The sequence below is a fragment of the Nocardia goodfellowii genome (assembly GCF_017875645.1).
Taxonomy (GTDB): domain Bacteria; phylum Actinomycetota; class Actinomycetes; order Mycobacteriales; family Mycobacteriaceae; genus Nocardia; species Nocardia goodfellowii.
Map to the genome: position 1 here is coordinate 1541253 of NZ_JAGGMR010000001.1, position 22503 is coordinate 1563755.

At 67.5% G+C, this 22503-nt stretch carries 27 protein-coding genes; 15 read left to right on the plus strand and 12 right to left on the minus strand.

Annotated elements, in window-relative coordinates; genetic code table 11:
• The first annotated feature begins 2 nt into the window (after positions 1-2).
• From BJ987_RS06520 to BJ987_RS06545, 6 genes are all read left to right on the plus strand, one after another.
• Positions 3-404: an SdpI family protein gene (locus BJ987_RS06520; RefSeq protein ID WP_209885625.1), complete on the plus strand. Its 402-nt coding sequence runs from the start codon at positions 3-5 to the stop codon at positions 402-404.
• A gap of 117 nt (positions 405-521) precedes the next feature.
• Positions 522-842, plus strand: coding sequence for a hypothetical protein (locus BJ987_RS06525; RefSeq protein WP_209885627.1), 321 nt, complete (start codon positions 522-524; stop codon positions 840-842).
• A gap of 10 nt (positions 843-852) precedes the next feature.
• The gene (locus BJ987_RS06530; RefSeq protein ID WP_209885629.1) at positions 853-1122 is read left to right on the plus strand and encodes a hypothetical protein; all 270 of its coding nucleotides are present in this window, start codon (positions 853-855) and stop codon (positions 1120-1122) included.
• A 47-nt stretch (positions 1123-1169) separates the two neighbouring features.
• Positions 1170-1694 (plus strand): EXLDI protein, encoded by a 525-nt coding sequence (locus BJ987_RS06535; protein ID WP_209885631.1) that lies wholly within the window; start codon positions 1170-1172, stop codon positions 1692-1694.
• 111 nt (positions 1695-1805) lie between these two features.
• Positions 1806-2771: an ATP-binding cassette domain-containing protein gene (locus tag BJ987_RS06540; RefSeq protein ID WP_209885633.1), complete on the plus strand. Its 966-nt coding sequence runs from the start codon at positions 1806-1808 to the stop codon at positions 2769-2771.
• A complete protein-coding gene (locus BJ987_RS06545) occupies positions 2771-3577 on the plus strand; it encodes an ABC transporter permease (RefSeq protein WP_209885635.1) in 807 nt (268 codons plus the stop codon). The genes BJ987_RS06540 and BJ987_RS06545 overlap by 1 nt, the downstream gene beginning before the upstream one ends.
• A 9-nt stretch (positions 3578-3586) precedes the next feature.
• On the opposite strand, the gene BJ987_RS06550 is transcribed toward BJ987_RS06545, so the two are convergent.
• The gene (locus BJ987_RS06550) at positions 3587-4228 is read right to left on the minus strand and encodes a YqgE/AlgH family protein (protein ID WP_209885637.1); all 642 of its coding nucleotides are present in this window, start codon (positions 4226-4228) and stop codon (positions 3587-3589) included.
• Between the two features lie 99 nt (positions 4229-4327).
• Between BJ987_RS06550 and BJ987_RS06555 the strand changes: the two genes are divergently transcribed.
• A complete protein-coding gene (locus BJ987_RS06555) occupies positions 4328-5089 on the plus strand; it encodes a lysophospholipid acyltransferase family protein (protein ID WP_209885639.1) in 762 nt (253 codons plus the stop codon).
• On the opposite strand, the gene BJ987_RS06560 is transcribed toward BJ987_RS06555, so the two are convergent.
• Complete coding sequence (locus BJ987_RS06560; protein ID WP_307869517.1) at positions 5083-5445, minus strand: GNAT family N-acetyltransferase; 363 nt, start codon at positions 5443-5445, stop codon at positions 5083-5085. The genes BJ987_RS06555 and BJ987_RS06560 overlap by 7 nt on opposite strands.
• A 169-nt stretch (positions 5446-5614) precedes the next feature.
• Here BJ987_RS06560 and BJ987_RS06565 point away from each other — a divergent pair, with 169 nt between their 5' ends.
• Positions 5615-7210, plus strand: a complete 1596-nt coding sequence (locus BJ987_RS06565) for an alpha/beta fold hydrolase (RefSeq protein WP_209885641.1) — start codon at positions 5615-5617, stop codon at positions 7208-7210.
• A 79-nt stretch (positions 7211-7289) separates the two neighbouring features.
• A complete protein-coding gene (locus BJ987_RS06570; RefSeq protein WP_209885643.1) occupies positions 7290-8417 on the plus strand; it encodes a glycerate kinase in 1128 nt (375 codons plus the stop codon).
• Here the strand turns inward: BJ987_RS06570 and BJ987_RS06575 are convergent.
• Positions 8414-8791 carry a VOC family protein gene (locus BJ987_RS06575; RefSeq protein ID WP_209897945.1) on the minus strand — a complete coding sequence of 126 codons (378 nt, stop codon included), beginning with the start codon at positions 8789-8791 and terminating at the stop codon, positions 8414-8416. The genes BJ987_RS06570 and BJ987_RS06575 overlap by 4 nt on opposite strands.
• A gap of 66 nt (positions 8792-8857) precedes the next feature.
• Entirely contained in the window at positions 8858-9214 is a 357-nt protein-coding gene (locus BJ987_RS06580; protein WP_209885645.1) for a winged helix-turn-helix transcriptional regulator, read from the minus strand.
• A gap of 127 nt (positions 9215-9341) precedes the next feature.
• Between BJ987_RS06580 and BJ987_RS06585 the strand changes: the two genes are divergently transcribed.
• Both BJ987_RS06585 and BJ987_RS06590 read left to right on the plus strand, forming a co-directional pair.
• Positions 9342-10223 (plus strand): NAD(P)-dependent oxidoreductase, encoded by an 882-nt coding sequence (locus tag BJ987_RS06585; protein ID WP_209885647.1) that lies wholly within the window; start codon positions 9342-9344, stop codon positions 10221-10223.
• Positions 10220-11101, plus strand: a complete 882-nt coding sequence (locus BJ987_RS06590; protein ID WP_209885649.1) for an NAD(P)-dependent oxidoreductase — start codon at positions 10220-10222, stop codon at positions 11099-11101. The genes BJ987_RS06585 and BJ987_RS06590 overlap by 4 nt, the downstream gene beginning before the upstream one ends.
• On the opposite strand, the gene BJ987_RS06595 is transcribed toward BJ987_RS06590, so the two are convergent.
• From BJ987_RS06595 to BJ987_RS06605, 3 genes are read right to left on the minus strand one after another with little or no spacing between them, the layout of a single operon-like run.
• Positions 11093-11335, minus strand: coding sequence for a helix-turn-helix transcriptional regulator (locus BJ987_RS06595; protein WP_209885651.1), 243 nt, complete (start codon positions 11333-11335; stop codon positions 11093-11095). The two genes, BJ987_RS06590 and BJ987_RS06595, sit on opposite strands and share 9 nt — an antisense overlap.
• The gene (locus BJ987_RS06600; protein WP_209885653.1) at positions 11325-12176 is read right to left on the minus strand and encodes an ABC transporter permease; all 852 of its coding nucleotides are present in this window, start codon (positions 12174-12176) and stop codon (positions 11325-11327) included. The genes BJ987_RS06595 and BJ987_RS06600 overlap by 11 nt, the downstream gene beginning before the upstream one ends.
• Positions 12173-13102 (minus strand): ABC transporter ATP-binding protein, encoded by a 930-nt coding sequence (locus tag BJ987_RS06605; RefSeq protein WP_209885655.1) that lies wholly within the window; start codon positions 13100-13102, stop codon positions 12173-12175. The genes BJ987_RS06600 and BJ987_RS06605 overlap by 4 nt, the downstream gene beginning before the upstream one ends.
• 176 nt (positions 13103-13278) lie before the next feature.
• On the opposite strand from BJ987_RS06605, the gene BJ987_RS06610 reads away from it, so the two are divergent.
• Entirely contained in the window at positions 13279-13725 is a 447-nt protein-coding gene (locus tag BJ987_RS06610) for a nitroreductase/quinone reductase family protein (RefSeq protein WP_209885657.1), read from the plus strand.
• On the opposite strand, the gene aroQ is transcribed toward BJ987_RS06610, so the two are convergent.
• Positions 13718-14167: a type II 3-dehydroquinate dehydratase gene (gene aroQ, locus BJ987_RS06615; RefSeq protein WP_209885659.1), complete on the minus strand. Its 450-nt coding sequence runs from the start codon at positions 14165-14167 to the stop codon at positions 13718-13720. The two genes, BJ987_RS06610 and aroQ, sit on opposite strands and share 8 nt — an antisense overlap.
• 14 nt (positions 14168-14181) lie before the next feature.
• Complete coding sequence (gene abmR, locus BJ987_RS06620) at positions 14182-14793, minus strand: ATP-binding transcription factor AbmR (RefSeq protein ID WP_209885661.1); 612 nt, start codon at positions 14791-14793, stop codon at positions 14182-14184.
• A gap of 397 nt (positions 14794-15190) precedes the next feature.
• Between abmR and BJ987_RS06625 the strand changes: the two genes are divergently transcribed.
• The gene (locus tag BJ987_RS06625) at positions 15191-16870 is read left to right on the plus strand and encodes an NTF2-like N-terminal transpeptidase domain-containing protein (protein ID WP_209885663.1); all 1680 of its coding nucleotides are present in this window, start codon (positions 15191-15193) and stop codon (positions 16868-16870) included.
• 1 nt (position 16871) lies between these two features.
• Here BJ987_RS06625 and BJ987_RS06630 read toward each other — a convergent pair whose 3' ends face one another.
• From BJ987_RS06630 to BJ987_RS06640, 3 genes are all read right to left on the minus strand, one after another.
• On the minus strand, positions 16872-17240 hold the full coding sequence (locus tag BJ987_RS06630; protein WP_209885665.1) for a DUF3054 domain-containing protein: 369 nt from the start codon (positions 17238-17240) through the stop codon (positions 16872-16874).
• A 64-nt stretch (positions 17241-17304) separates the two neighbouring features.
• Positions 17305-18396: a lysylphosphatidylglycerol synthase transmembrane domain-containing protein gene (locus tag BJ987_RS06635; RefSeq protein WP_209885666.1), complete on the minus strand. Its 1092-nt coding sequence runs from the start codon at positions 18394-18396 to the stop codon at positions 17305-17307.
• 4 nt (positions 18397-18400) lie between these two features.
• Positions 18401-19921 carry an adenylate/guanylate cyclase domain-containing protein gene (locus tag BJ987_RS06640; protein WP_209897947.1) on the minus strand — a complete coding sequence of 507 codons (1521 nt, stop codon included), beginning with the start codon at positions 19919-19921 and terminating at the stop codon, positions 18401-18403.
• A gap of 102 nt (positions 19922-20023) precedes the next feature.
• Between BJ987_RS06640 and BJ987_RS06645 the strand changes: the two genes are divergently transcribed.
• Both BJ987_RS06645 and macS read left to right on the plus strand, forming a co-directional pair.
• Positions 20024-21280 carry an AI-2E family transporter gene (locus BJ987_RS06645; RefSeq protein WP_307869518.1) on the plus strand — a complete coding sequence of 419 codons (1257 nt, stop codon included), beginning with the start codon at positions 20024-20026 and terminating at the stop codon, positions 21278-21280.
• Positions 21258-22460, plus strand: a complete 1203-nt coding sequence (gene macS / locus BJ987_RS06650) for a MacS family sensor histidine kinase (protein ID WP_209885668.1) — start codon at positions 21258-21260, stop codon at positions 22458-22460. Before BJ987_RS06645 ends, macS begins: the two co-directional genes overlap by 23 nt.
• The last annotated feature ends 43 nt before the right edge of the window (positions 22461-22503 follow it).

Sequence of the window (22503 nt, forward strand, 5' to 3'; positions counted from 1 at the left end):
GGGTGTTCGTCGTAGCTCTCGCCCTGTTCGTGCTGGCCCTCGTCGCCATCGCAACCGGCGTGCTCGGATTGACCGGCCGGCTGCCTCGCAACCGCTTCGTCGGCGTGCACACCGAGTCCGCCCTCAGCACCGAGGAAAACTTCCGCATCGCGAACCGCGTCGCCGCGCCCACCTCGGTCGCCGCCGGTGCGCTGTTGTTCGCCGGTGGTCTCGTCGCGTCCCAGGCCGGTGTCGTGATCGGCTCGGTCGTCGCGCTGATCAGCGCGGCTGTCGCGCTGTTCACCCTCGGTGGCGGTGCCATCGCGGCCGACAAGGCCATCGCGAACCTGGTTCCGGCGCAGGCAGGTTGTGGTTCTTCCTGCGGTTCGTGCTCGCTGCGCGACACCTGCGCGCCGTCGAACTGACCGCGGCAGATCAAGTTCTGGCATCGCCGACCAAAAGGTGATGCGCGGGTGCGTCCTGTTCCCGTAGCCTGACGGGAACGGCCTTCGTGGGGGAGGCCCTTTCTCGGGGCAGGAAATATGACGCTGTCGATCTTCGGAATCCTCTTCGCCTTCGCCGGATTCTTCACTTTGGCCGACGGTAATTGGATCGCTGGCTCGCTCTGCCTGGTGGTCGCCTTCACCATGTTCTTCCTTGCCGCCAAGGTGAACGGCCGAGGTCATACCCGCAGTCGTGGCAGTCGGCGCTCGGGTTCTTGGGGCGCGGCCAGCGGCGGCGCCGGCAGCGTGGGCTTCTTCTCCTCTTCCTCCGATTCCGGCAGCGGCGGCAGCAGCTGTGGGGGTGGTGGCAGCAGCTGCGGCGGGGGTGGCGGCGGCTGTGGTGGCGGCGGGGGCTGCTGACAGGCTTCCGATGCGCGCTTTACTGATTTGTCTCGGCTGCTGTCTGATCGCGGCCATCGGGTTCTTCCTCGGCTCCTATCCGGGCGCCGGTGTGTTCTTCCTGCTGTTCGGTGCGGTCTTCGGTGTAATGGCGTTGGTCGACCTCGGTACGAGCCGCTGGGGCCGGGGCGGTGCGCGCGCCAGTAGGCTTCCGGGTGACGCCGACCGCGCGCGTTTCGTCGGCCGACCCGGCGCGGAACAGGGCGGCGGCGATGGTGGGGGCGGTGGCGGAGACGGCTGAGACATCAGCCTCTTGCGTGTACGTATACATCTACGTATAGTGGGTTCATGCCCAACAAGACCATTTATGTTTCCGACGACGACCTGCCCCTGTTCGCTCGGGCGCAAGAATTGGTCGGCGGCAATCTCTCGGGTGCGGTCACCACGGCGCTGCGCCGGTTCATCGAACTGGAAGAGGGGCGGCAGGAGGGCTACGAGGAAGTAGTGCTCGAGGTCGGCCACGGCGGCGTCCGGCAGGTCCGGTTCTCCGGCACCCTGCTCGGTGAAACGCGGGACTGGGACGAGAGCATGCAGAGCCACTACCGGGTGTATCGCAGCCGCAAGGGCAAGTACGTGATGCACGCCCACCTCGCGGACTGGACCGAGTATCCGGCGGGCGGCGAATCCGGCAACTGGATCAAAGATCTCACCAACTGGCGGCGCGTGCTCGGTGTCGGCGATCCGGACTGGGGTGAGTTCAAGCTCGTGATCGTCGATTCGCTCGAAGAGTTGAAGGAACATCTCCCCGAGAAGTTGTACCACCGCGTCGCCGATATCGCGGAGCGTCCGCCGATCGAGGAACTCGACATCTAGGCGGCTTCGCCCGCTCCCAAAAACGAAACGCCGCACCGCAGGACGGGTGCGGTGCGGCTTAAGCATGCGCGTATTCGCATGCACTAATGAAATTTTCGGAAAGGAACACCCATGACGAATGGTCATCGCTTCCCCGCGATCTCCGCACAGGGCCTGCGAAAGTCCTACGGAGACAAGGTCGTACTCGACGGGATCGACATCGTCGTCCCCGAGGGCACCATCTACTCGCTGCTCGGCCCGAACGGCGCCGGTAAAACCACCACGGTGCAGATCCTGAGCACCCTGATCGGCGCCGACGGCGGCGAAATCCGGGTCGGCGGGCACGATGTCGTCGCCGAAGCCAACGCGGTCCGCTCCGCCATCGGCGTCACCGGCCAGTTCGCGGCGGTCGACGAATTGCTCACCGCTCGCGAGAACCTGCTGCTGATGGGCGATCTGCACCACCTGCCCCGTAAGGACAGCAAGCGCATCGCCGCCGAACTCCTGGAACGCTTCGACCTCGTCGAAGCTGCCGACAAGCAGGCCTCGACTTTCTCCGGCGGTATGACACGGCGCCTCGACCTGGCTATGACCCTGGTCGGCGACCCGCGCATCATCTTCCTCGACGAGCCCACCACCGGCCTGGACCCGCGCAGCCGTCGCGGCATGTGGGAGATCATCCGCAACCTGGTCGACGACTACAGCGTCACCGTCTTCCTCACGACCCAGTACCTGGAGGAAGCGGATGAGCTCGCCGATCGGATCGCGGTGCTCGACCACGGTCGCATCGTCGCCGAAGGCACCGCGGCGGAACTGAAGCGCCTCGTCCCCGGCGGGCACATCCGCCTGGAATTCACCAACCGCGCCGCACTCGAGCGGGCCTCGGCCGCCTTGGGCAACGCGCACGTGCTCAACGGCGACGACCTGCACCTCGCCGTGCCGAGCGACGGCGGCGTGCAGTCGCTGCGCGCTGTCCTGGACCGGCTCGACTACGAGCAGATCGAGGTCGAAGGTCTGTCCGTGCAGACGCCGACCCTGGACGACGTATTCCTCACCCTCACCGGACATTCCACCGCTGACGAGAAAGAGACCGTGTAATGACAACCGCTGCCGTGGCGCCGCCCAAGGGCATCTCGATGTCCACCGCTTTCGCCGACTCCATGACCATGCTGCGGCGTAATCTCCTGCACGCCAAGCGCTATCCGTCCCTGACCATCAGCGTTGTCGTGATGCCGGTGGTGTTGCTCTTCATCTTCAACTTCGTCTTCGGCGGTGCGCTGGAGGCGGGAGCGAGCGGAGGCACCAAGTACATCAATTACCTGACGCCCGGCATGCTGCTGCTGCTCCCGGCGTATCTGACCGCGGCCGTGGCGGTTTCGGTGTCCACCGATGTCACCAAAGGCATCGTGAACCGGTTCCGCAGTATGTCGATCTCCCAGTCGGCCATCCTGACCGGTCACGTTCTGGGCACCCTGATCCAATCGCTGCTCGGTTTGGCCGCGATGGCCGGCGCCGGCCTGCTCGCCGGTTGGCGTCCCGAGGCCAGCCCGATCGAGTGGCTCGCGGCGATCGGTCTGCTCAGCACGATCACCTTCGCGTTCACCTGGCTGTCGGTGGCGTTCGGACTGGTCGCGCCGAACCCGGAAAGCGCCAGCAATATGCCGTTTCCGATCATCATGATGCCGTTCCTCGGCAGCGGCCTGGTGCCCACCGACACCATGCCGATGGTGCTGCGCCAGTTCGCCGAATACCAGCCCTTCACCCCGTTCACCGAGACGGTGCGCGGTCTGCTGATGGGCACCGAAATCGGTAACAGCGGCTGGATCTCGCTCGCCTGGTGCGCCGTGATCGCCGGCGGCGGCTACCTGTGGTCGAAGTCGCTGTTCCGCAAGCAAGGCCGCTGAACTACATCGTCAATTACGTTCCAGCTCGATCGGATGCGTCGCCAGCAGCGCCAAGGGCAGCGGCTGGCGACGCAGCACGTGCGCCCACAGATCGGGGCGGCCGGTAGAGATCGGGTCGGAAGGCAAGGCGGACAACACGATCCAATCGTTGTTCTGCAGCTCGCCCTCCAGTTGCCCGAAAGTCCAGCCCGCGTAACCCGCGAAAATCCGTATGCCTTCCAGCAAGGGCGCCACGAGACGCGGATCGGAATCGAGATCGACGAGCACCACCCGTCCGTCGACGCGGCGTAAGCCCGGCACCCCTCCGATGGACGCCCCGACTCTGAGCGTGCCGAGACATAGTGCGGCATCGCGTTTCACCGGCCCGCCGATGAACAGGTTGTGCGGTGCGGCGGTGGTGGCCGCCCAGTGCGGCAGGACATCACGCACCGCGGTCTCGCTCGGCCGGTTCAGCACCACGCCCAGACTGCCGCCGTCGTTGTGCTCGATGATGTAGACGACGGTGCGCCGGAAAGTGGGCTCGACCAGGTCGGTCGAGGACACCAGCAAGGTGCCCGCCCGGACCGGCTGCTCGCTGTGCCGGAAGTCGCGCCGCCGGCGGTCACCACCGCCGTGCGTTCTCCGCTCGTCCGGTTCGTCTGCGCGTGCCACCCGGACATTCTCGCAGCTGTCACCCCGATCCGCACTGGTCTGGAGCCCCGGCGTTTCGGTAGCCCGGTCGCGTCCGCCGCGGCGAAGTAGAGTCGCCCTATGGAACCGCCCGAGGTCATTCTCGAAAATAGCGACGCTGTTTATGACTTCTATCTGCGACACCAGCAGAATCGGCTGAAAGCCATGGCGGCCTATGCCCTACTCGGCCGACGCTACCGCCCGCGCATCAGTTATGCGCCCGGCGCGCGCGATCAGGTGCGGGCGCTGGTGAAATCGGGTCGGCCGATGCTCATCGCGATCAACCATCTCTCGCACAGCGATCCCTATACCGTGGCGGCCGCGGCCTGGCGCAGTGCGTTGCGGCCGATCATCGGGCGCGTGCGGGTGCTCGCCAAGGACGAACTGTTCGTCGAACCCGAGCAGCGCCGCAAGGTCGACATGATGGGCGGAATTCCGGTGTTCCGCGGCAAGGACCACGGTTTGCGCGCGGTGAACGCGGCGGGACAATTGATGATGGATATCTGCGCGCAACGGTTGGCGCGCGGTGAGCATCTGGCGATTTTCCCCGAGGGCACCTGTAATGAGGTGGACCCGACCCAGGTGCAGGCGGTGGGCAGCGGGGTCGGGCACATCGCGTTCCGGGCGCACAAGCTCGGCGCGCAGCCGGTGCTGGTCGGTCTGGGGCTCAGCTATGGGCCGCGCGCCGATCCGGCGGTCACGCCGACCAAGGAGGAGGCGAAGTCGGCCAGCTTCTATTTCGGCAACCCGATCTTCGAGCTGCCCGCCAAGCCCGCCGAAATCGCGCGGCTGGTCCGCACGGATCTGCAGGCTGCGCTCGATGGAGCGGTCGCGAACTACTGAGGCAGGCCCATCCGCTGCCGGGCCCACGCGGGCACCGAGGCGACATACTCGGGATGGGTCTCCACATAGTTGCGCACCATCGGGCACATCGGCAGAATGCCGAAACCCTCCGCGCGACTGGTACGCAAACCGGCGTCGACCAATAACGTCGCGTAACCGTGGCCCGCGTACTGCGGCTGGATCTCGGTGTGCACGAACGCGCGCTCGGAGGCGGTGTCCTGATATTCGGCCCAGCCGGCGAGGGCGCCGTCGACCGAGATCTCGAAGCGTTCCAACTGGGTGTTGTTGCGCACCCGGAATTGCGGCATCGCGGAGCGATTCGATGTGGGGTGGTGGTCGGACGGCGGGAGGGCCATAGGTCGACGCTACTCTGAGATCACCGATTCGCGATGCTTCGCAACGCGAATCGTTAACTCATGTGTGAAATGACCCGCCTCGACTTGTCTACGGGCACCCCTCGTGCACAGAATGCTCTTGGTCGCGCCATGCGCTCCACCAGCGGCGGCCCGGCGGAGGTACGAGAGTATGCGGAATTCAGCGGTGCGGGCGCTCCCGCGGGTAGTGGGTTTGGTCACCGCTGCCGGACTGCTCGGCGGTTCGATCGTCACCGGAGCCGCGCAAGCCGCGCCCGGACTCGAATTCGGCTCCTGCCCAACGGGTTCGGTGACCGCCGAGCGCGGCGTGCAGTGCGCGGTGATCAGCGTGCCGATGGATTATTCGAAGCCCGACGGCCCGCGCATCGACCTCACCGTCAGCCGGATCGCGGCCACCGGCGCCCGCCGCGGCGCCATTTTCGTCAACCCGGGCGGTCCGGGTGCGGACGCCCTGGACTACTGGGGCAAACGCGGCACCGCGCTGCCCGCCGAACTGGCCACCGACTACGACCGGTTCGCGGTGCAGCCGCGCGGATTGCGCTGGGCCACCCCATTGACCTGCCGGGCCGCGGGTGACATCGCCGACGGCGAGCAGGTTGCGCTGAGCGACGGCAGCCGGGACGAGGTGAAGCGAGCCTGCGAGGCCGCGCAGCCCGGTTACCTGGACACGATCACCACCGAGAACACCGCTCGCGATCTCGAATCCGTGCGCGCGGCACTGGGTCTCGACAAGATCAACTACCTCGGCATCTCCTACGGCACCTACCTCGGTGCGGTCTACGCTTCGCTGTTCCCGCAGCGCGTCGATCGCATGGTCCTGGACTCCAACGTGCATCCGGATTGGGTCTGGACCGAGGAGTTCGCCCAGCAGCAGGTCGCGGGCAAGCAACGGCTCGACGACCTGTTCACCTGGATCGCCGAGCACAACAGCGAGTACCGCCTCGGCGAGACCCCGCTCCAGGTCTACGAGAATTGGGTGCGGCTGGTCTCCGCGCAGGGCGGCGGCTGGTACGCCAACCTCACCCCGCCACCCGCCGGCGTCGGCGACCTGCCCGGTGCGCTGCCCGCGCCGCTCGCCGAGATCGCCCGCGACGGTGTGAATCTCACGACGGAACAGGCCGGTAAGGTCCAAAACCTGGTTCGCACTTTGCTTTCCGGTGGCGCCTCGGCGCAGACCCCGATGGTCGGGGCCACCGCGGTGGCCACCTACACCCGGACCTTCTGGCCCGCGTTCGCCCGCGCGATGTCCGAGGCCAGCACCGACCCGGCGAACGTCGCGCGGCTGCTGGCCCTGGCCGGCATCACCGCGACCGACCCCACCGGCCGGTTCGTCTTCGCCGCGATCACCTGCAACGAGAACGCGATCCCGGGCAAACCCGAACTTCTCGCCGCCGCCGTCGGCACCATCGCCACCGGCGGCAACGCCATGGACGCCCGCGCCGACATGGTCCGCTCCGGCGCGGCCTGCGGCGCCTGGGAGCCGGTCGCCGAACCGGTGGCCGTGACCGGCGGCGAGTTGCCTACCAAACCGCTGCTGTTGCAGAGCCGGCACGACGCCCTGACGAAATTCGAGGGCGGCCCCGCCCTGGCCCGCGCGTTGCACGGTTCCCTGATCACGGTCGAGGGCGGGGACCACGGCACCTTCGGCCGGGGCAATACCGTCCTCGACGACGCGGTCATGACCTATCTCCGCACCGGTCAGGTCACCATCACCGCCGCCGACCAGGCCCCATTGCCCAAGCCCTGAGCCACCGCTTCGAAAAGAAGTGCCGGTTTCTGCTCGCCGGGGTGGTCGTAACTCCGGTCTCGGCCGACAGAATGTGGTCATGGCACGTGAGATCTCCCCTCGAGTTGTGGTGGCCCCGGACAAGTTCAAGGGCTCGCTGACCGCCCGCGAGGCAGCGGCGGCCCTCGCGGCGGGCATCTCCGTGGTCCGGCCCGACGCCGAGATCACCGAACTGCCGGTCGCCGATGGGGGTGACGGCACGGTGGACGCGTTCGTGGCCGCCGGCTGGGAGCGGGTCGAATTGACCGCGCCGGGCCCGACCGGCGTGCCCGAGGCCACCGCCTACGCGATGCGCGACGACATCGCCGTGGTGGAACTCGCCGCCGTCGTCGGGCTGGTGCGACTGCCGGCGGACGCGCCCGATCCGCTCGGCGCGAGCACCTACGGCCTCGGTGTCGTCATCGCCCACGCACTGGCTCGCGGGGCCGCCGAGATCATCATCGGTCTGGGCGGCAGCGCGTCCACCGACGGCGGCGCCGGTCTGCTTCAGGCACTCGGGGCCCGGGTGCTGGACGCCGACGGGCGTGAATTGCCGCTGGGCGGAGCAGCTTTGGCGCAGGCGGTCGCGTTCGACCGCTCGGGTCTCGATTCCCGGGTCGCCGCAACACGTTTCACCCTGGCCTGCGATGTGGACAACCCGCTGCTCGGCCCCACGGGTGCGGCCGCGGTCTATGGCCCGCAGAAGGGGGCCACCGCCGACGATCTGGCGATTCTCGAAGCGGCACTGGAGAACTGGTCGGGTCTGGTGGGCCCGGACTACGCCGACCAGCCCGGCGCCGGGGCGGCCGGTGGCGCCGGCTTCGGCGCACTGGCGGTTCTCGGCGCGCGGATGCGCAGCGGCATCGAGGTCATTCTCGACCTTCTCGATTTCCACGCTCTGGTCGGCAAAGCCACCCTGGTGATCACCGGCGAGGGCTCGCTGGACGCGCAGAGCCTGCACGGTAAGGCACCCATCGGTGTCTGCGCGGTGGCCCGCGCCGCCGAGGTCCCGGTCGTGGCCGCGGCCGGACGCACCACCCTGGCCCCGGCGGAGATCCGTGCCGCCGGTTTCACCGCCTGCTACGCGCTGGCCGACCTGGAACCGGACCCGGCCCGATCCATGTCGAACGCGGCGGCGCTACTCCAGCAGGTCGGCCGCCGGATCGCTACCGAGCAGCTGCCGACCTAGACCGGCACCTGCGCCCGCAGCAGGCAGAATTCGTTGCCCTCGGGGTCGGCCAGCACATGCCAGGACACGTCGGGGCCCTGGCCGACATCCACCCGGCGCGCGCCGAGGGCGAGCAGCCGCGCCAACTCGACTTCCTGATCGACGTCGGTCGGACTCACATCCCAGTGCAGCCGCAGCTTCTCGCGCTTCGGCTGCTCCGTGGGGCTGAAGATGATGGTCGGCTGCGGCCCACCGAACCCGGCGGCGGGCCCGATCTCGATACTCCCGTCGGTGTCCCGATCGAGCACGCGGTATTCGAGCACCGCACACCAAAACCGCGCCAGCTCTTCGGCATCGACGCAATCGAGGACAAGTTCACTCATGCGGCATCCCATGAACGGGTCATACCACATTTGTGTTGTGGACACCCGGGGATGAATTGCCGGGCAGGAATTCGGAGGTCAGCTGGCGGACGCGAGCAGGTTTCCGAGGAGTTCGTGGCGGTGTCTGTCGCCCCAGGCTTCCAAGGGAAGCAGAGCGACGCGAAGTTCCTGGCCGAGGTCGGTGAGCGAGTACTCCACGCGCGGCGGAACTTCGGGGAAGACCTCGCGGTGCACGATGCCGGCGGATTCGAGCTGACGGAGATTCTCCGCGAGAACCTTCTCGCTGACGCCCTCGAGCAGCCGGCGGATCTGTCCGAAGCGCTGCGGGCCCGTGCCCAGGACCCACATCAGGTGGAGTTTCCATTTGCCGCCGACGACATCGATCGCGACCGTCATGCCGCACACGTCGTGATCCGCGTCACTGCTCGTCGTCATTGCGTCCTCCTGAGCTGATTGCCTACCTCGAGGTTAGTAGCCCTACCTCGAAGTGCGGTCTTGTCGACTCTACCTGCGCGGATAACCATCGATTCCAGCATCCAGCGAACAACCGAAAGGACACACAATGTCCGAGCAGTCCACCGCCCACTCCGTTTCCGTAGTCGGGCTCGGCCCGATGGGCCAGGCCATGGTCCGGGCTTTCCTGAAAGCCGGCGTCGAGGTGACGGTGTGGAATCGCAGCACCGAAAAAGTCGACGCGATGGTCGAATTGGGCGCCAAGCGAGCGGCGACCGTCGCCGAGGCGCTGGACGCCAATGAGGTGACGGTGCTCAGCCTGACGCACTACGCCGCGATGTACGACGTCCTCGGCCAGGCACTGGATCACCTGCCGGGCAAGGTGATCGCCAACCTCTCCTCCGACTCGCCGGAGAAGGCTCGTGCGGGTGCGGCCTGGGTCCGGTCACACGGCGCCGAGTTCATCTCCGGCGGCGTGATGTCCGCCGGTGACGTGATCGATCATCCCGCGTCCTACATCTTCTACAGCGGCCCGAAGGAGGTTTTCGACGCGCACGCCACACTGCTGCGGCCGCTGAGCCCGCAGGAGTACCTCGGCCCCGACGACGGTCTGGCCCAGGTCTTCTACCAGGCGTTGCTGATCACCTTCCATCCCTGGCTGATCGCCTTCGACCAGGCCCTGGCCACCATCGCGAACGCCGGTCACGACATCGACCAGTTCCTGCCCTTCGCGCAGCGCTCCAGCGAGGCGTACCCGCACTTCATGGAGGTGTCGGTGCAGGCGGCCAAGGCGGGCGGCTGGGGCGACCTGGCCTCGTTCAAGATGATGGACGCCGGCGCGCAGCACATCATCGACGCGAGCACGGAAGCCGGCGTCGACCCCGTGTTCTCGAATGCCGCGCAGGCCCTGTGGCGCCGGGCGGTGGCGGCCACCGAGGCGGCCGGCGAACCCGTGTCCGTCTACCAGCTGCTGGGCGGTCGCAAAGTATGACGCGGCACCGGCGCGCCGTCACCCTGATCGGTCTGGGCCCGATGGGTCAGGCCATGGCCGAGGTAATGCTCGCGGCCGGTGTCGAGGTGACCGTCTGGAACCGCACCCCCGACAAGGCCGAAGCCATGGTCGAATTCGGGGCGCGCCGGGCCCGGACGGTCGCCGAGGCGCTGAGCGCGTCCGAGGTGGTCGTCCTCAGCCTGACCCACTACGCGGCCATGTACGACGTGCTCACCCCCGCGGTGGAGCACCTGCCGGGCAAGGTCATCGTCAATCTGTCCTCGGATGCTCCGGCCGTCACCCGTGCGGCCGGGGCCTGGGTCCGCTCGCACGGCGCCGAGTTCCTGTGCGGCGGCGTCATGGCCCAGAGCGACGGTCTCACCCTGCCCTCGTCCTACATCTTCTACAGCGGTCCGCGGGAGGTGTTCGACGAACATCGGGAGTTGCTGCGGCCCTTGGGCTCCCAGGAGTATCTCGGCGCGGACGACGGCCTGGCCCAGCTCTACTACCAGGCGGTGCTGACCGTCTTCCTGCCGTGGCTGCTCGGCTTCGAACAGGCTCTTGCCACGATCGAAGGCTCCGGCGAAGACATCGCCCGTTTCCTGCCCTACGCCCAGCGGGCACTGAACGGTGCGGACGACTTCTACGCCGGGATGGCCGCGGCCGCGCGGGCGGGCGGCTGGGGTGACCTGGCCAACCTGCGCATGATGGCGGCGGGTGCGGAGCATGTCATCGCCACCGGCGCCGCGGCCGGCGTCGACACCGGCCTCACCGAAGCCGCGAACATGTTCTGGCGCAAGGCGATCGCCGCCAGCGAAGCCGCGGGCCGTGCCGTGCCCACCTACGAACTGATTCGCGGCGCCCGCTCCTCAGGCTGATTCGGTGGCCGAACCCAGGCGCGGGAAGGGGTCGGTGGAGAAGACGACCTCCACCGCTACCTCGAAGTAGGACGCGATACGCAGCGCCAGGTGCAAGCTGGGACTGTATTCGCCGCGCTCCAGATAGCCGATGGTCTGGTAATGCACGCCCAGGGCGTCGGCCAGTTCGCGCCGGGAGATCCCGCGTTCGGCCCGCAGCATCGCGATCCGGTTGTAGATGACCTCAGAAGCCACGCTGCATCGCTTTCTGCCGGCGCTCCGCCACCACGGACCCCGATTCACGGCGGGCCATGCGGCGCAAGACGATCGGGGCGATCAGGAGACCCAGCACCGACCAGATACCAAGGACGGCAGCGGTTTCCAGATGCCGCCAGGACTGGCCGATCTCGATGGACACGGCGTCGGCGGGCAGCAGGGCCGAGCGCATGCCGAGGCCGAGCCAATAGATCGGGAACACCTGCGCCACACCCTGCAACCAGCCGGGCAAGCCGGTGATCGGATAGAAGATGCCCGAGATCCCGACCAGTCCCATCAGCGGCATGGACAGGAAGAACATGCCGGTCGCGCTCTCGAAGAAGGAGCCGATGATCGCTCCGGCCGGCAAGACGGCGAGCAGGCCGAGCACGACCACCCAGAGCAGGGTGAGCCAGCGCCCCAGGCTGTCCAGCGAGATACCGCCGACGATCACCAGGCCGATGCCGAGCACCCCGGCCACCTGGGTGAGCACCATGGCCGCGGTGGCGGCGAGCTTGCCGATCAGATAGCCGACGGTGCCGTTCGGAATCGCCTTGGCGCGCAACAGGGTTCCGTCTTCGCGGTCCAGCAGCAGGTAGTTGGCGATTCCGTAGAACCCGTTGAACGCGATCAGCGAGCCCGCCACGCTCGGCAGCGCCAGCGCGCCGAGTTTCAGCCCCGTGGCCTCGAACGACCCGTTCCGCATGAAATAGAGCGCGATCAGGGTGAGGGCCGGGAAGAAGATCAGGCCGATCAAGTCTTCGACGTTGGTGAACAGGTTCCGCGTCTCGATCGTGGCGCGGCGACCGCCCGCGCGGACCGCGACCATGGTGGCGTTCATCGGTTGACCTCCTCCAGGTTATGTACCTCGGTCTCGAATTCGCCGGATTCGAACCGCCGCACCAGTGTCATATAGGTGTCCTCGAGCGAGGCACGCCGCACCTCCAATTCGCCGATCGCCGCACCGTGCTGTTTGAACAACTCGTAGACGTACTCGGTCGATTCGGTGGTGGTGTGCACGAAACGCTGACCGTCGCGGGTCCAGCGGATCTCGGCCGCACCGGCGATGCGGCGGGACAGTTCGTCGGCGGAGCCGTCGGCGATGATGCGCCCGCCGGCGAGGATCAGAATCTTGTCGGCCAGTTTCTCGGCCTCGTCCAGATCGTGGGTGGTGAGCAGCACGGTGGTCTGCTGGTCGTCGGCGAGGCGGTGGATCAGGTCGTGGAATTCCCGGCGGGCCTCGGGGTCGAAGCCGGCGGTGGGCTCGTCGAGGAACAGCACCTCGGGGCGTCCGACGATGCCGATCGCGACATCGAGCCGCCGCCGCTGGCCACCGGAAAGCGTCTTGATCTTGGCTCCGGCTTGTTCGGTGAGTCCGACCAGACCCAGGAGTTGATCTGTGTCCCAGGGCCTTCGGACCTCGCCGGTGCTGTAGGGCAGATAGAACGAGCCGAGGTGGTCGAGAAGTTCGCGCACCCGCCATTTGCCGTGGTCGCGCCATGATTGCAGGACGACGCCGACCCGTGCGCGCCATCGTTCGTCGCCGTCGGCGGGGTCGACGCCGAGCACGGAAACCCGCCCGGCCGACCGCATCCGGAAACCTTCCAGGATTTCGATGGTGGTGGTCTTGCCCGCGCCGTTCGGTCCGAGCAGCACCACCACCTCGCCGCGGCGCGCCTGGAATGTCACTTCGTTCAGAACATCGGTGCTGCCGTACCGCATGCGCAGCCGTTCGACGTCGAGCGCTACGCCCGCCCCCTCAGCCATGGTTCTCTCCCTGTTGCGGGTTGGTGATTTTTCGTAGCATAGCTACTACATTTCGCAGCCACAATGCACCGTGGCCAGCGTCTCCCGCAGGAAGGGAGAGCACTGCTCTTGACTTAATGGCGACCAGCGTGGAACACTGATCGCAATAGAGAGCAGTGCTCACAATAGGAGTCGAGATGAACGCCAGCACCCGCTACATCGCCCCCGCCGGTTTCGAACCGATGCTGAACCGAATCGTCAACCTGTTGCCGAAACTCGGTATCAGCGTGCTGAATTCGCGCGAACTCGCGGTGCGCGGCCGCAAGAGCGGGGAATGGCGGACCACCATGGTGAATCTGATGGTGGACGCCGACGGCGCGCGCTACCTGGTCGCCCCGCGCGGCCAGACCCAATGGGTGCGGAATCTGCGCGTGGCCGGCGGCGGCGAACTGCGCCTGGGCCGCAAAACCGAGACGTTCACCGCGACCGAGGTGCCCGACGCCGACAAGGTGCCGCTGCTGCGGCTCTACCTGAAGCGCTGGGGCTGGGAGGTCGGCAAGTTCTTCGAGGGCGTCACCAAGGACGCGACGGATGCCGAATTGGCGGCGATCGCCCCGGGATTCCCGGTCTTCCGGGTCAGCTGAGCAGCGGCCCGGTGGCGAGGAATTCGACGGCCGCCGCGTAGCCCTGAATGCCCATGCCCGCGATCACCGCGGTCGCGATCGGCGACACGAAGGAGTGCTGCCGGAACTCTTCGCGGGCGTGCACATTGCTGATGTGCACCTCCACGATCGGGACCTCCGGAATCACCAGGGCGTCCCGCAGGGCGACCGAGGTGTGGGTGAGTCCGCCGGGGTTGATCACGATCGCCGATTCCGCGCCGCGGGCCTGATGGATCCGATCGATCAGCGCGCCTTCCGAATTCGATTGGAACGCGACGACCTCGCGCCCGAACCGGGCCGCCGTCCGCGCGCACAGCGCGACCACGTCATCGAGCGTGGCCGCACCGTACACCTCGGGCTGGCGGGTGCCGAGCATGTTCAGGTTCGGGCCGTTGAGCACCAGGATCGGACCGTGGGAAGGCATGGGCCAACCCTAGTTCAGAGGCCCTGGGGCCCTTCGGCGCGCAGGTCGTCGACTTTGCGCATGGCCGAACGCAGTTCCTCCAGCCATTCCTCGGCGTGCTTGCCCGCGAGCTTCACCGTCCAGGCCAGCGCGTCGGACCGGGACCGGGCCACACCGGAATCGACGAGCGTGTCGAGCACTTTGCGTTCCGGCTGGCGCAGCCGCGTCATCACGGGCACCGACATATTGGTGAAGAGGACGCGCTCGCCGTCGACCGAAACGCCCCACGCCACATTGCGCCCGTAGCGGTGCTGTGCTTCGCCGGCGATCTGCATCCGGGCGGGCCGGGTCGATTCCCGGAACCGGGAGATGGCGCCTTCCTTGGTGGCCTGCGGTACCTCGTCGGTGGGCGCCTCCGGATCCACCTCGGAATCCTTGCTGAGGGTGGTCTTTTCCACCTTCGGCATCGGCAGCTCGCCGATCACCACGATCTCGTCCCGATCGATCTCGATGACGGGCGGCCCGGTGAACCAGTCACTGGGCAAACGACCGGCGAACCAATCCGGGACATCCGCCGGGTCGGGCAGATCGGCCTGCTGCCAACCGCCGGGCCTACCGAAACCACGCCCCCGGTGTTCGTGCCGCATGGGGAGTCACCTTCTTCTGACTGGGCGCTGCCGGAAGCCCTTCAGCGCGGAAGTGTTTCATTGATTACAACATTACGTCGCAATCGAACGGGCTGGTTCTGCTTCGGGTGAACAGGTTTCGGGGCGGGTACACCAAGGGTGCGGTCGCCCCGGTTCGATCGAAACGCCGCGGTTCCGCCGAACCGCTAGACTCCCGTTTCGGCCGGTACCGTGGCGGCGCCAGTTATCGCCTTGTGACTGGACACCGTTCATGATCGGCCCCGCGAAACCGAGCTGATCGGGCACAATTGGATGCTGAGCGTGGGTAACGTCCGGCAGTCAGCAGGGCGGCGCGGGCAAGTTTCTGTCAGGTACGGTGATCTTGTTACTGGAGTGACAAGAGTGAAGAGTGGGCGACATGGATGTGTGGGGATCCCGCCGCTTTCGCGTCCGCGGCGCATTGGCACTCGCGGGGGTGGCGGCTGTATTACTGGGCACGGTCTCGTGCGCCGAGGAGCAGACCCCGAACGAACCCGAAGCCGTCGTCGACAAATTCACCGACCTGCTCGACGAGCGGGATTACGCCAAGGCCGCGCAACTCACGTCCTATCCCACCGCCGCTTCGGCAACGCTGAAGCAAATGTTCGACGGGCTGCAGCCCGGCAAAGCCGACTACGAGAAATCCCAGTTCATCAACCTGGGTTCCAGCGAGGGCATTTTCAGCCTGGACGCCAAGTGGAATTTCGGGGAGAAGAAGGACTGGCGATATAGCCTCCAAGGCACTGTGCGCAAGCTCGCCATCGGCTGGCGGATCTCCTGGGAACCCAGCCTGGTCATGCCGCAACTGCAGAACAACCGCACCGTGAAACTGGTGCGCACCACGCCGACCCCGGCACCGAAAGTCGTCGATCTGGTCGGCGCGCCGCTCATGCACGAGCAGCCGATCAATGTCATCAAACTGGATCCGGCCAAGATGCCCGACCCGCCCGCCTCGGCGAAGGCCCTGGCCGAGGCCATCGAACCGGTCGCGCCGCTGATCACCGGCGATTCGCTGCTCCAACAACTCTCGTCCTCGCAGGGCAAGCCGGTCGTCGCGGTCAACCTGCGCGAACCCGACTTCGAAATTCTGGAACCCCGGATGGCGCCGATCCCCGGGGTGGTGATGGAGAAGCAGCAGCGCCTCATCTCCTCCGACCGCCGGGTCTGGTCGCCCATGCTGGACGCGCTGCGCAAGGTGCAGCAGGACAACCAGGAACAGCATTCCGGCTGGGGCGTGCACATTTTCGAGCCGGATGGAAAGTTCGTCACCCAGGTGGCGGGGGAGCAGGGGCCGCCCGGCCCGGATATCCACGCCACCATGGACCAGCGGTTGCAGCGCGCCGCCGAGGACGCGGTGGTCAGCGTGGGGACGCCCGCGTCCATCGTGGCGATCCAGCCGTCCAGCGGCGCGGTGGTCGCGGTCGCGCAGAACAGCCAGGCCAGCGCGCACGGGCCGGTCGCGTTCACCGGGCTCTACCCGGTCGGCGGCAATATCGAACTGTTCCGGGCCATCGCCGCGGTGAGCAAGAACAAGGCGCCGCAGGACATCACGGTGCCCGAGGCGGCCGAGGCGGCGAGCCGGCTGGGCATCGGCATCGACTATCAGGTGCCCGGATTGGACGAGGTGACCGGTCGCCTGGCCATCGCCGGACGCAGCGCCGAACAGGTGAAACAGGGCGGCGGCTCGGACGCCGTGCTGGCCAGCCCGTTCGGCATGGCGATCGCCGCCGCCGCGATCGCGCGCGGTGAGGTGCCCGCACCGATGATCGAAGCCGGCAAGCCCAGCGTCACCGACGCCGAACTCGAACCACTGCACGGGCCCATCGCCGACCGGCTGCGCACCATGCTGCGCGACGGCGCCGGCGCGCCCGAAATGGCAAGCATGCGTGGGTTTCGCGACGTCAGCGGGTACGCGGCGCGCGCGGGCTCGGACGGCTGGCTCATCGCCACCATGGGCGACCTGGCCTTCGCCATCCATATCAACAGCGTCGACTCCGGCGATATGACCGCGAAGATGGCCGCCCGCATGCTCCAGTCGCTGGCCTCGCCCGAGACGTGAGTCAGTTCAACGCGCGGACCGCGGCGCGCCAGCCGAGCAGGAACAACGCCAGCACGGTGGCCGCGACGATGACGAAACTGAGCGCCGTGCCCTGCCCGCTGACCGCGCGCAACAGCATGCCGCCACCGAGGGTGCCCAGCCAGACCAGGATTCCGGTGGGCCACAGCGCTGTTCCCTCGAACCGGGCCCCGTCGAGGATTCGGCCCGCCGCCGCGTAGGCGACCGCCCAGCCGAGCGCCAGTCCGATCGCGAAGGGCCACAGCGTTTTCAGCAAGCCGGTCAGGACCGCCTCGTCGTGGCTGCGCCGCCCGATGACACAGAACAGGATCACCAGCAGTAGATCAACCACCAGCGGCACCAGTTTCTTCACCCGGGTCAGGGTAGTGCGGCCCGAAAGCGCGCCGACCGGCGCCACCTTTCGTCAGCGGCCGCCACTAGATCCGGCGTTGTTCGAATTCCTTCTCGAACTCGGCGTCCTCGGCCTGCGGGGTGCGGAACAGGAACGCGAAAACGATCCAGCCGACGATCGCCACCAGAATGAAGCTCACCAGGCGGTAGACGAAGGCGGCGGCGACCGCCTGCGCGGCGGGCAGGCCCGCGCCCACGGTGAGGCTGTAGATGAGGGTCGCGTCGACATAGACGATGCCGCCGGGCGCGAACGGGATGGAGCCCACCGCTTTTCCGGCGGTGAACGCGAGCAGCAGCCCGGCCCAGCGCGGGTCGGCGCCGACCGCGTAGCAGGCCGCCCCGAGACAGGCCACGTCGGCGAGCCGGTGCATCAGCGCCCATACTCCGACCAGTGCGCCGTCGCGTTTGCGCAGGTCTACCGATTCGAGCTGACCCAATACTTCGCTGACCTTGTCCATGCCCTGATCGGCCGGGCGTTTGCGCAGCTGGTTCGCGAATCCCAGCAGTCGGCGCAGCGCCGCTTCCAGTCCACCGGGATGTTTCGCGACATAGTTGCCGAGCCAGATCAGCGCCACCACGCCGGCCAGCGACAGAATCAGTTTGAACGGGCCGATGGTATTGCCGACCAGCAGCGCGCCGCCCACGCCGAGCAGCGCCAAACCCGCGGTGGCGACGACACCGGAGATCACCAACTGCCAGGAGGCGACGATCGGGCTGGCGCCCCAGCGGCGCGTCTGCCGATAGGTGAAGGCAGTGGAAAAGACCTGTCCGGCGGGCAAAGTGACCGACATGGCGGTGGCGCCGTAGACGACGGCGACCGAGCGGCGTTGCGAGACCCGCACCCCGCCGGCATTCAGTAGTTGTTTCTGCAGCCCGCCGAATCCACTCATGGAAACTGCCTGCAAGGCGATACAGAGGGCGAACCAGCCCCAATGGATTTCGCTGAGACTCCGCCACGACTCGTGCAGTCGTGGCCATAGATAGATGCCTTCGGCGACCAGCACGGCGACCAGCGCGAGCCCCAGCACCCATTTGAGCCGGCGGAATCTGCCCGGTCTCAGGGGTGGAGCGGGCGGCCCCGGGGCGGGCTCGCCCACTAGTTCACCGTTGGCCGTCACGCGGTCAGCCTAACGAACCCGCCTTTTCGCTGTCTGCATCGACGTGCGACAGCTCGAGCTCCCGGGGCCAGGCGAGACGCGTTTTCCGGCGCCGGCCGCGGAGCTGCACTTCGTCGCCGGAAACCCAAAAGTCCTGCTCACTCTCGTCGGCGAAATACAACGCGCTACCGGAAGCGAGCACCCGGCCGGGTTGATCCTTGGCCAGTTCGGTCAGTCGTGAAGCCTCATTGACCGGGTCGCCGATCACCGTGTATTCGAAACGATTGGCCGCGCCGATATTTCCGGCGACGGCGAGCCCGGCGGACACGCCGATGCCGATATCCAGGCCGGGGACTTCGCGGAGTGCCTCACGCAACTCGCGGGCGGCGGCCAGGGCGGCGGTCGGCGCGTCGGGGCGATCCAGCGGCGCGCCGAAAATGGCCAGCGCGGCGTCGCCGACGAACTTGTTGACGAACCCGTGGTGCCGGTCGATCACGTCGACGACGATCCGGAAGAACTCGTTGAGCAGGCTCACCACCTCGGTGGGCGGGCGCTCGGCGGCGGTCGCGGTCGAACCGACCATGTCGACGAACAGCACCGCCACGAAGCGGGTCTCGCCCCCGAGTTCGGTGCCGTAATCCAGCGCGCGCTGCGCCACTTCCTCGCCGACATGCTGGCCGAACAGCTCCTGCAGCTGACGGCGTTTGGCGGCCTCCTCCATCATCCGGTTGAAACCGACCTGCAGCAGGCCGATCTCGGAGCCGTCGAACACCTCCACCTGAACGTCGCGCGCACCCTCCTGCACCCGGTTGATGGCCTGGCTGAGCTGACGCACCGGGTCGGTGATGCTGGAACCGGTGAGCATGGACAACGCCAGCGCCTGCATGATCACCACGCCGGAGAGCAGCAGGATGGAGATGGCCAGCGATTGCGCCGAGAACTTCACCTCGGAGGTGATCTGGGTGACGCACAGCAGCACGATCGCGATCGTCGGCGCGAAAGTGCCCATGCCCCAGGTCATCGCCATCCGGGTGCCGACACCGGGGGTCAGGGTGTGATCGAAGGTGCCCTCGGTCAGCGCCTGCGCCGCGACCGGGCGCAGAATCCGTTCGCCGAGCATGTAGGTGAAGCCGAACACGATGGTGGCGGCCATGCACAGGGTGACGATCACCGCACCGGCCAGCTCGGGTGTTTTGGAGATGATCAGGGTGGCCAGCACCGCGCCGAGGATGAGCCACAGCGCCAGGTGCACGATCGATTGCCGCAGCGGCGCGTGCAGCGCGGCCATCTGTTCCTGGCGGCTCGGTGGTCCGCCGCGCACCTGCCAGCGCATCACCGGGCGCAGCATCAACGCGGACGCGAGCAGGCTGAGCAGCCCGCCGGTGATGAACACCAGGACGGGCACGAGCAGGCCGGTGCGCCTGGCGCCGGTCGGCTCGCCTTCGGGAACCGGCAGGCCGTACTCGATGAACGCCCACACCAGCACCGCGCCGAAGGCATTCGCCAGCAGCATCGAGGCCAGGTACAGCGGCCAGCGCGTTCGCATGGTCTGTTTGACCGCTTCCAAGGGCGCTGACACGCCACCAATCTATCGTTTCGATCATGTGGACACCCGCTCGAGTCAGCCGCTCCGATTAGGCTCGGTGCCGTGACGGACCAGAAGCAGACTCCGGCGCCGTCGTCGCGTGCGACCGCCGCGGACGCGGTGCATCCGCTGGTCCGGCAATCGGCGGAATGGGCGTGGCGGTTGCTGGTGATCACCGCGGCGCTCGGTGTGCTGGCGATGATCGTGCAGCGACTATCGACGGTGGTGATTCCGCTGGCCATCGCCTTGCTCGCGGCGGGTCTGCTGGCGCCGATGGTGGATTGGATGCATCGGCTGGGCGTGCCGCGCGGGGTGGGGGTCTTCGTCGCGCTGATCGGTTCGCTCGGTGTGGTCGCCGGAATCATGACCTTCGTGGTGGAGCAGTTCGTCGCGGGCATGCCCAAGCTGACCGCCGAATTCACCCAGAGCATTCACAAGGTGCAGGACTGGCTGATCAACGGGCCGCCGCATCTGAGCAACGAGCAGATCCGCAATGCGGGCGACACCATCGTCAAGACGATCCAGTCGAATCAGGACAGTCTCACCAGCGGCGCGTTGACCACCGCCACCGTGATCGGGCACATCCTGACCGGCACCTTCCTCACGCTGTTCATCCTGATCTTCTTCCTCTACGGCGGCGAACAGATCTGGGAGTTCGTCACCCGGATCGTGCCGCGGGTGCACCGGGAACGGGTGCGGGTGGCGGGTCAGCTCGGGTTCGGCACCCTGGTCGGGTTCGTGCGCGCCACCGTGGTGGTGGCCGCGGTCGACGCCATCGGTATCGGCGCGGGCTTGGCGATCCTCGGGGTGCCGCTGGCGCTGCCGCTGGCCTCGCTGGTGTTCATCAGCGCGTTCGTGCCGATCATCGGCGCGTTCCTGGCCGGGTTCGTCGCGGTGTTCATCGCCCTGATGACCAAGGGCCTGGTGACCGCGCTGATCGTGCTCGGCATCATCATCGCGGTGATGCAGCTGGAAGGGCATGTGCTGCAACCACTTCTGCTCGGCCGGGCGGTGAGCATCCATCCGCTCGCGGTGGTGCTGGCCATCACGGCGGGTGTGGTGCTCGGTGGTATCGCGGGCGGTCTGCTGGCGGTGCCGTTCGTGGCGGTGATGAACACCGCGATTCGATCGTTGCTGGCCGGAAGTCCGGAAGAGGCGTTCCAGGAGTTGAAACCCGAAGTGGGACGGTTGTATTCGGCCGCGCCCGACCGGCCCGACCCGGACCGGTTCGACGTGGCCGCCACACTCGCCGACGAGGAGCAGCGGGCGGACAGCCCACTGCGGACCGAGGGTACCGATGGCATGGAACGCGACAGCTGACCAGACCGGGGGCGCGGCCGACGACGTGGGCGGGCTGAGTCCGAGCGAGGCGGCGACAGCGCCGCTGTGGCGGGCCGTGCAGGCCTTCCGGCTGGTGACGCTGCTCTATGCGGTCGGGCAGCAGGTCGCGTCCGTGCAGTACTACGACAACCAGCGGCTGAGCTGGGTGTTCATCGCGCTCATGGCGGTGTGGTCGGGTGCCTCGGCGTTCCTGCTGTCGCACTGGTGGGTGGCGACCGTGGCGCGGGTGCGGCTGTGGGTGGTGCTCGGCGATCACCTGGTGGTCATCCTGTTGATCGCCGCCACCCGGTTGGTCGCCGACTACGACTGGTACCACGGGCATCAGACCTTGCCGACCACGCTGTGGGCGGCGAACGCGGTGATCTCGGCGGCGCTGCTGCGCGGGCCGGTGCTCGGAATCGCCTCCGGCGTCCTGATTTCCCTGGTGATCATCACCGTGCGGGATCAGTGGGGCCAGGATGTGTGGACCGATGCGACGCTGCCGGTGCTGGTATCGGTGGGGCTGGCGCTCGGGCTGGCGGCCAACACCGCGCGACGGGCGCAGGAGCAGTTGCGGCAGGCGGTGCGGTTGACCGCGGCGGCCGAGGAACGCGAGCGGCTGGCCCGGGAAGTGCACGACGGCGTGTTGCAGGTGCTCAGCTACATCAAGCGGCGTGGCACCCAAATCGGCGGTCCGACTGAGGAATTGGCGCAGCGGGCCGGTGAGCAGGAGGTGGCGCTGCGGGTGCTGATCTCCGAGCAGGGGGCCAAGCGCGACGCGGGCGGCGCCGAGGTGGACTTGCGCTCGCTGTTGACGGTGCATGCCACGCCCACGGTGTTCGTGTCGACCCCGGGCGACCCGGTCATGGTGGGGCGGTGGGCGGCTCGCGAGATCGCCGCGGTGGTCGCCAACGCGCTGTCCAATGTCGAATTGCATGCCGGCCCAGGAGCGAAAGCCTATGTGCTGCTGGAAGACACCGGTGACGAGTTGATCATCAGCGTGCGTGATGACGGAGTGGGCATACCGCCCGGGCGGCTCGCCGAGGCGGAAGCCGAAGGGCGGATGGGGGTTTCGCGTTCCATGATCGGGCGGATCGCCACCCTCGACGGCACCGCGGAGCTGCTCACCGCCGACGACGGAACCGAATGGGAATTCCGGATCCCGCGCGCCGGGCTGTGAGTCCGGGTGCTTCCGTCGCAGGTCGCGGGTCTGGCACGATGAG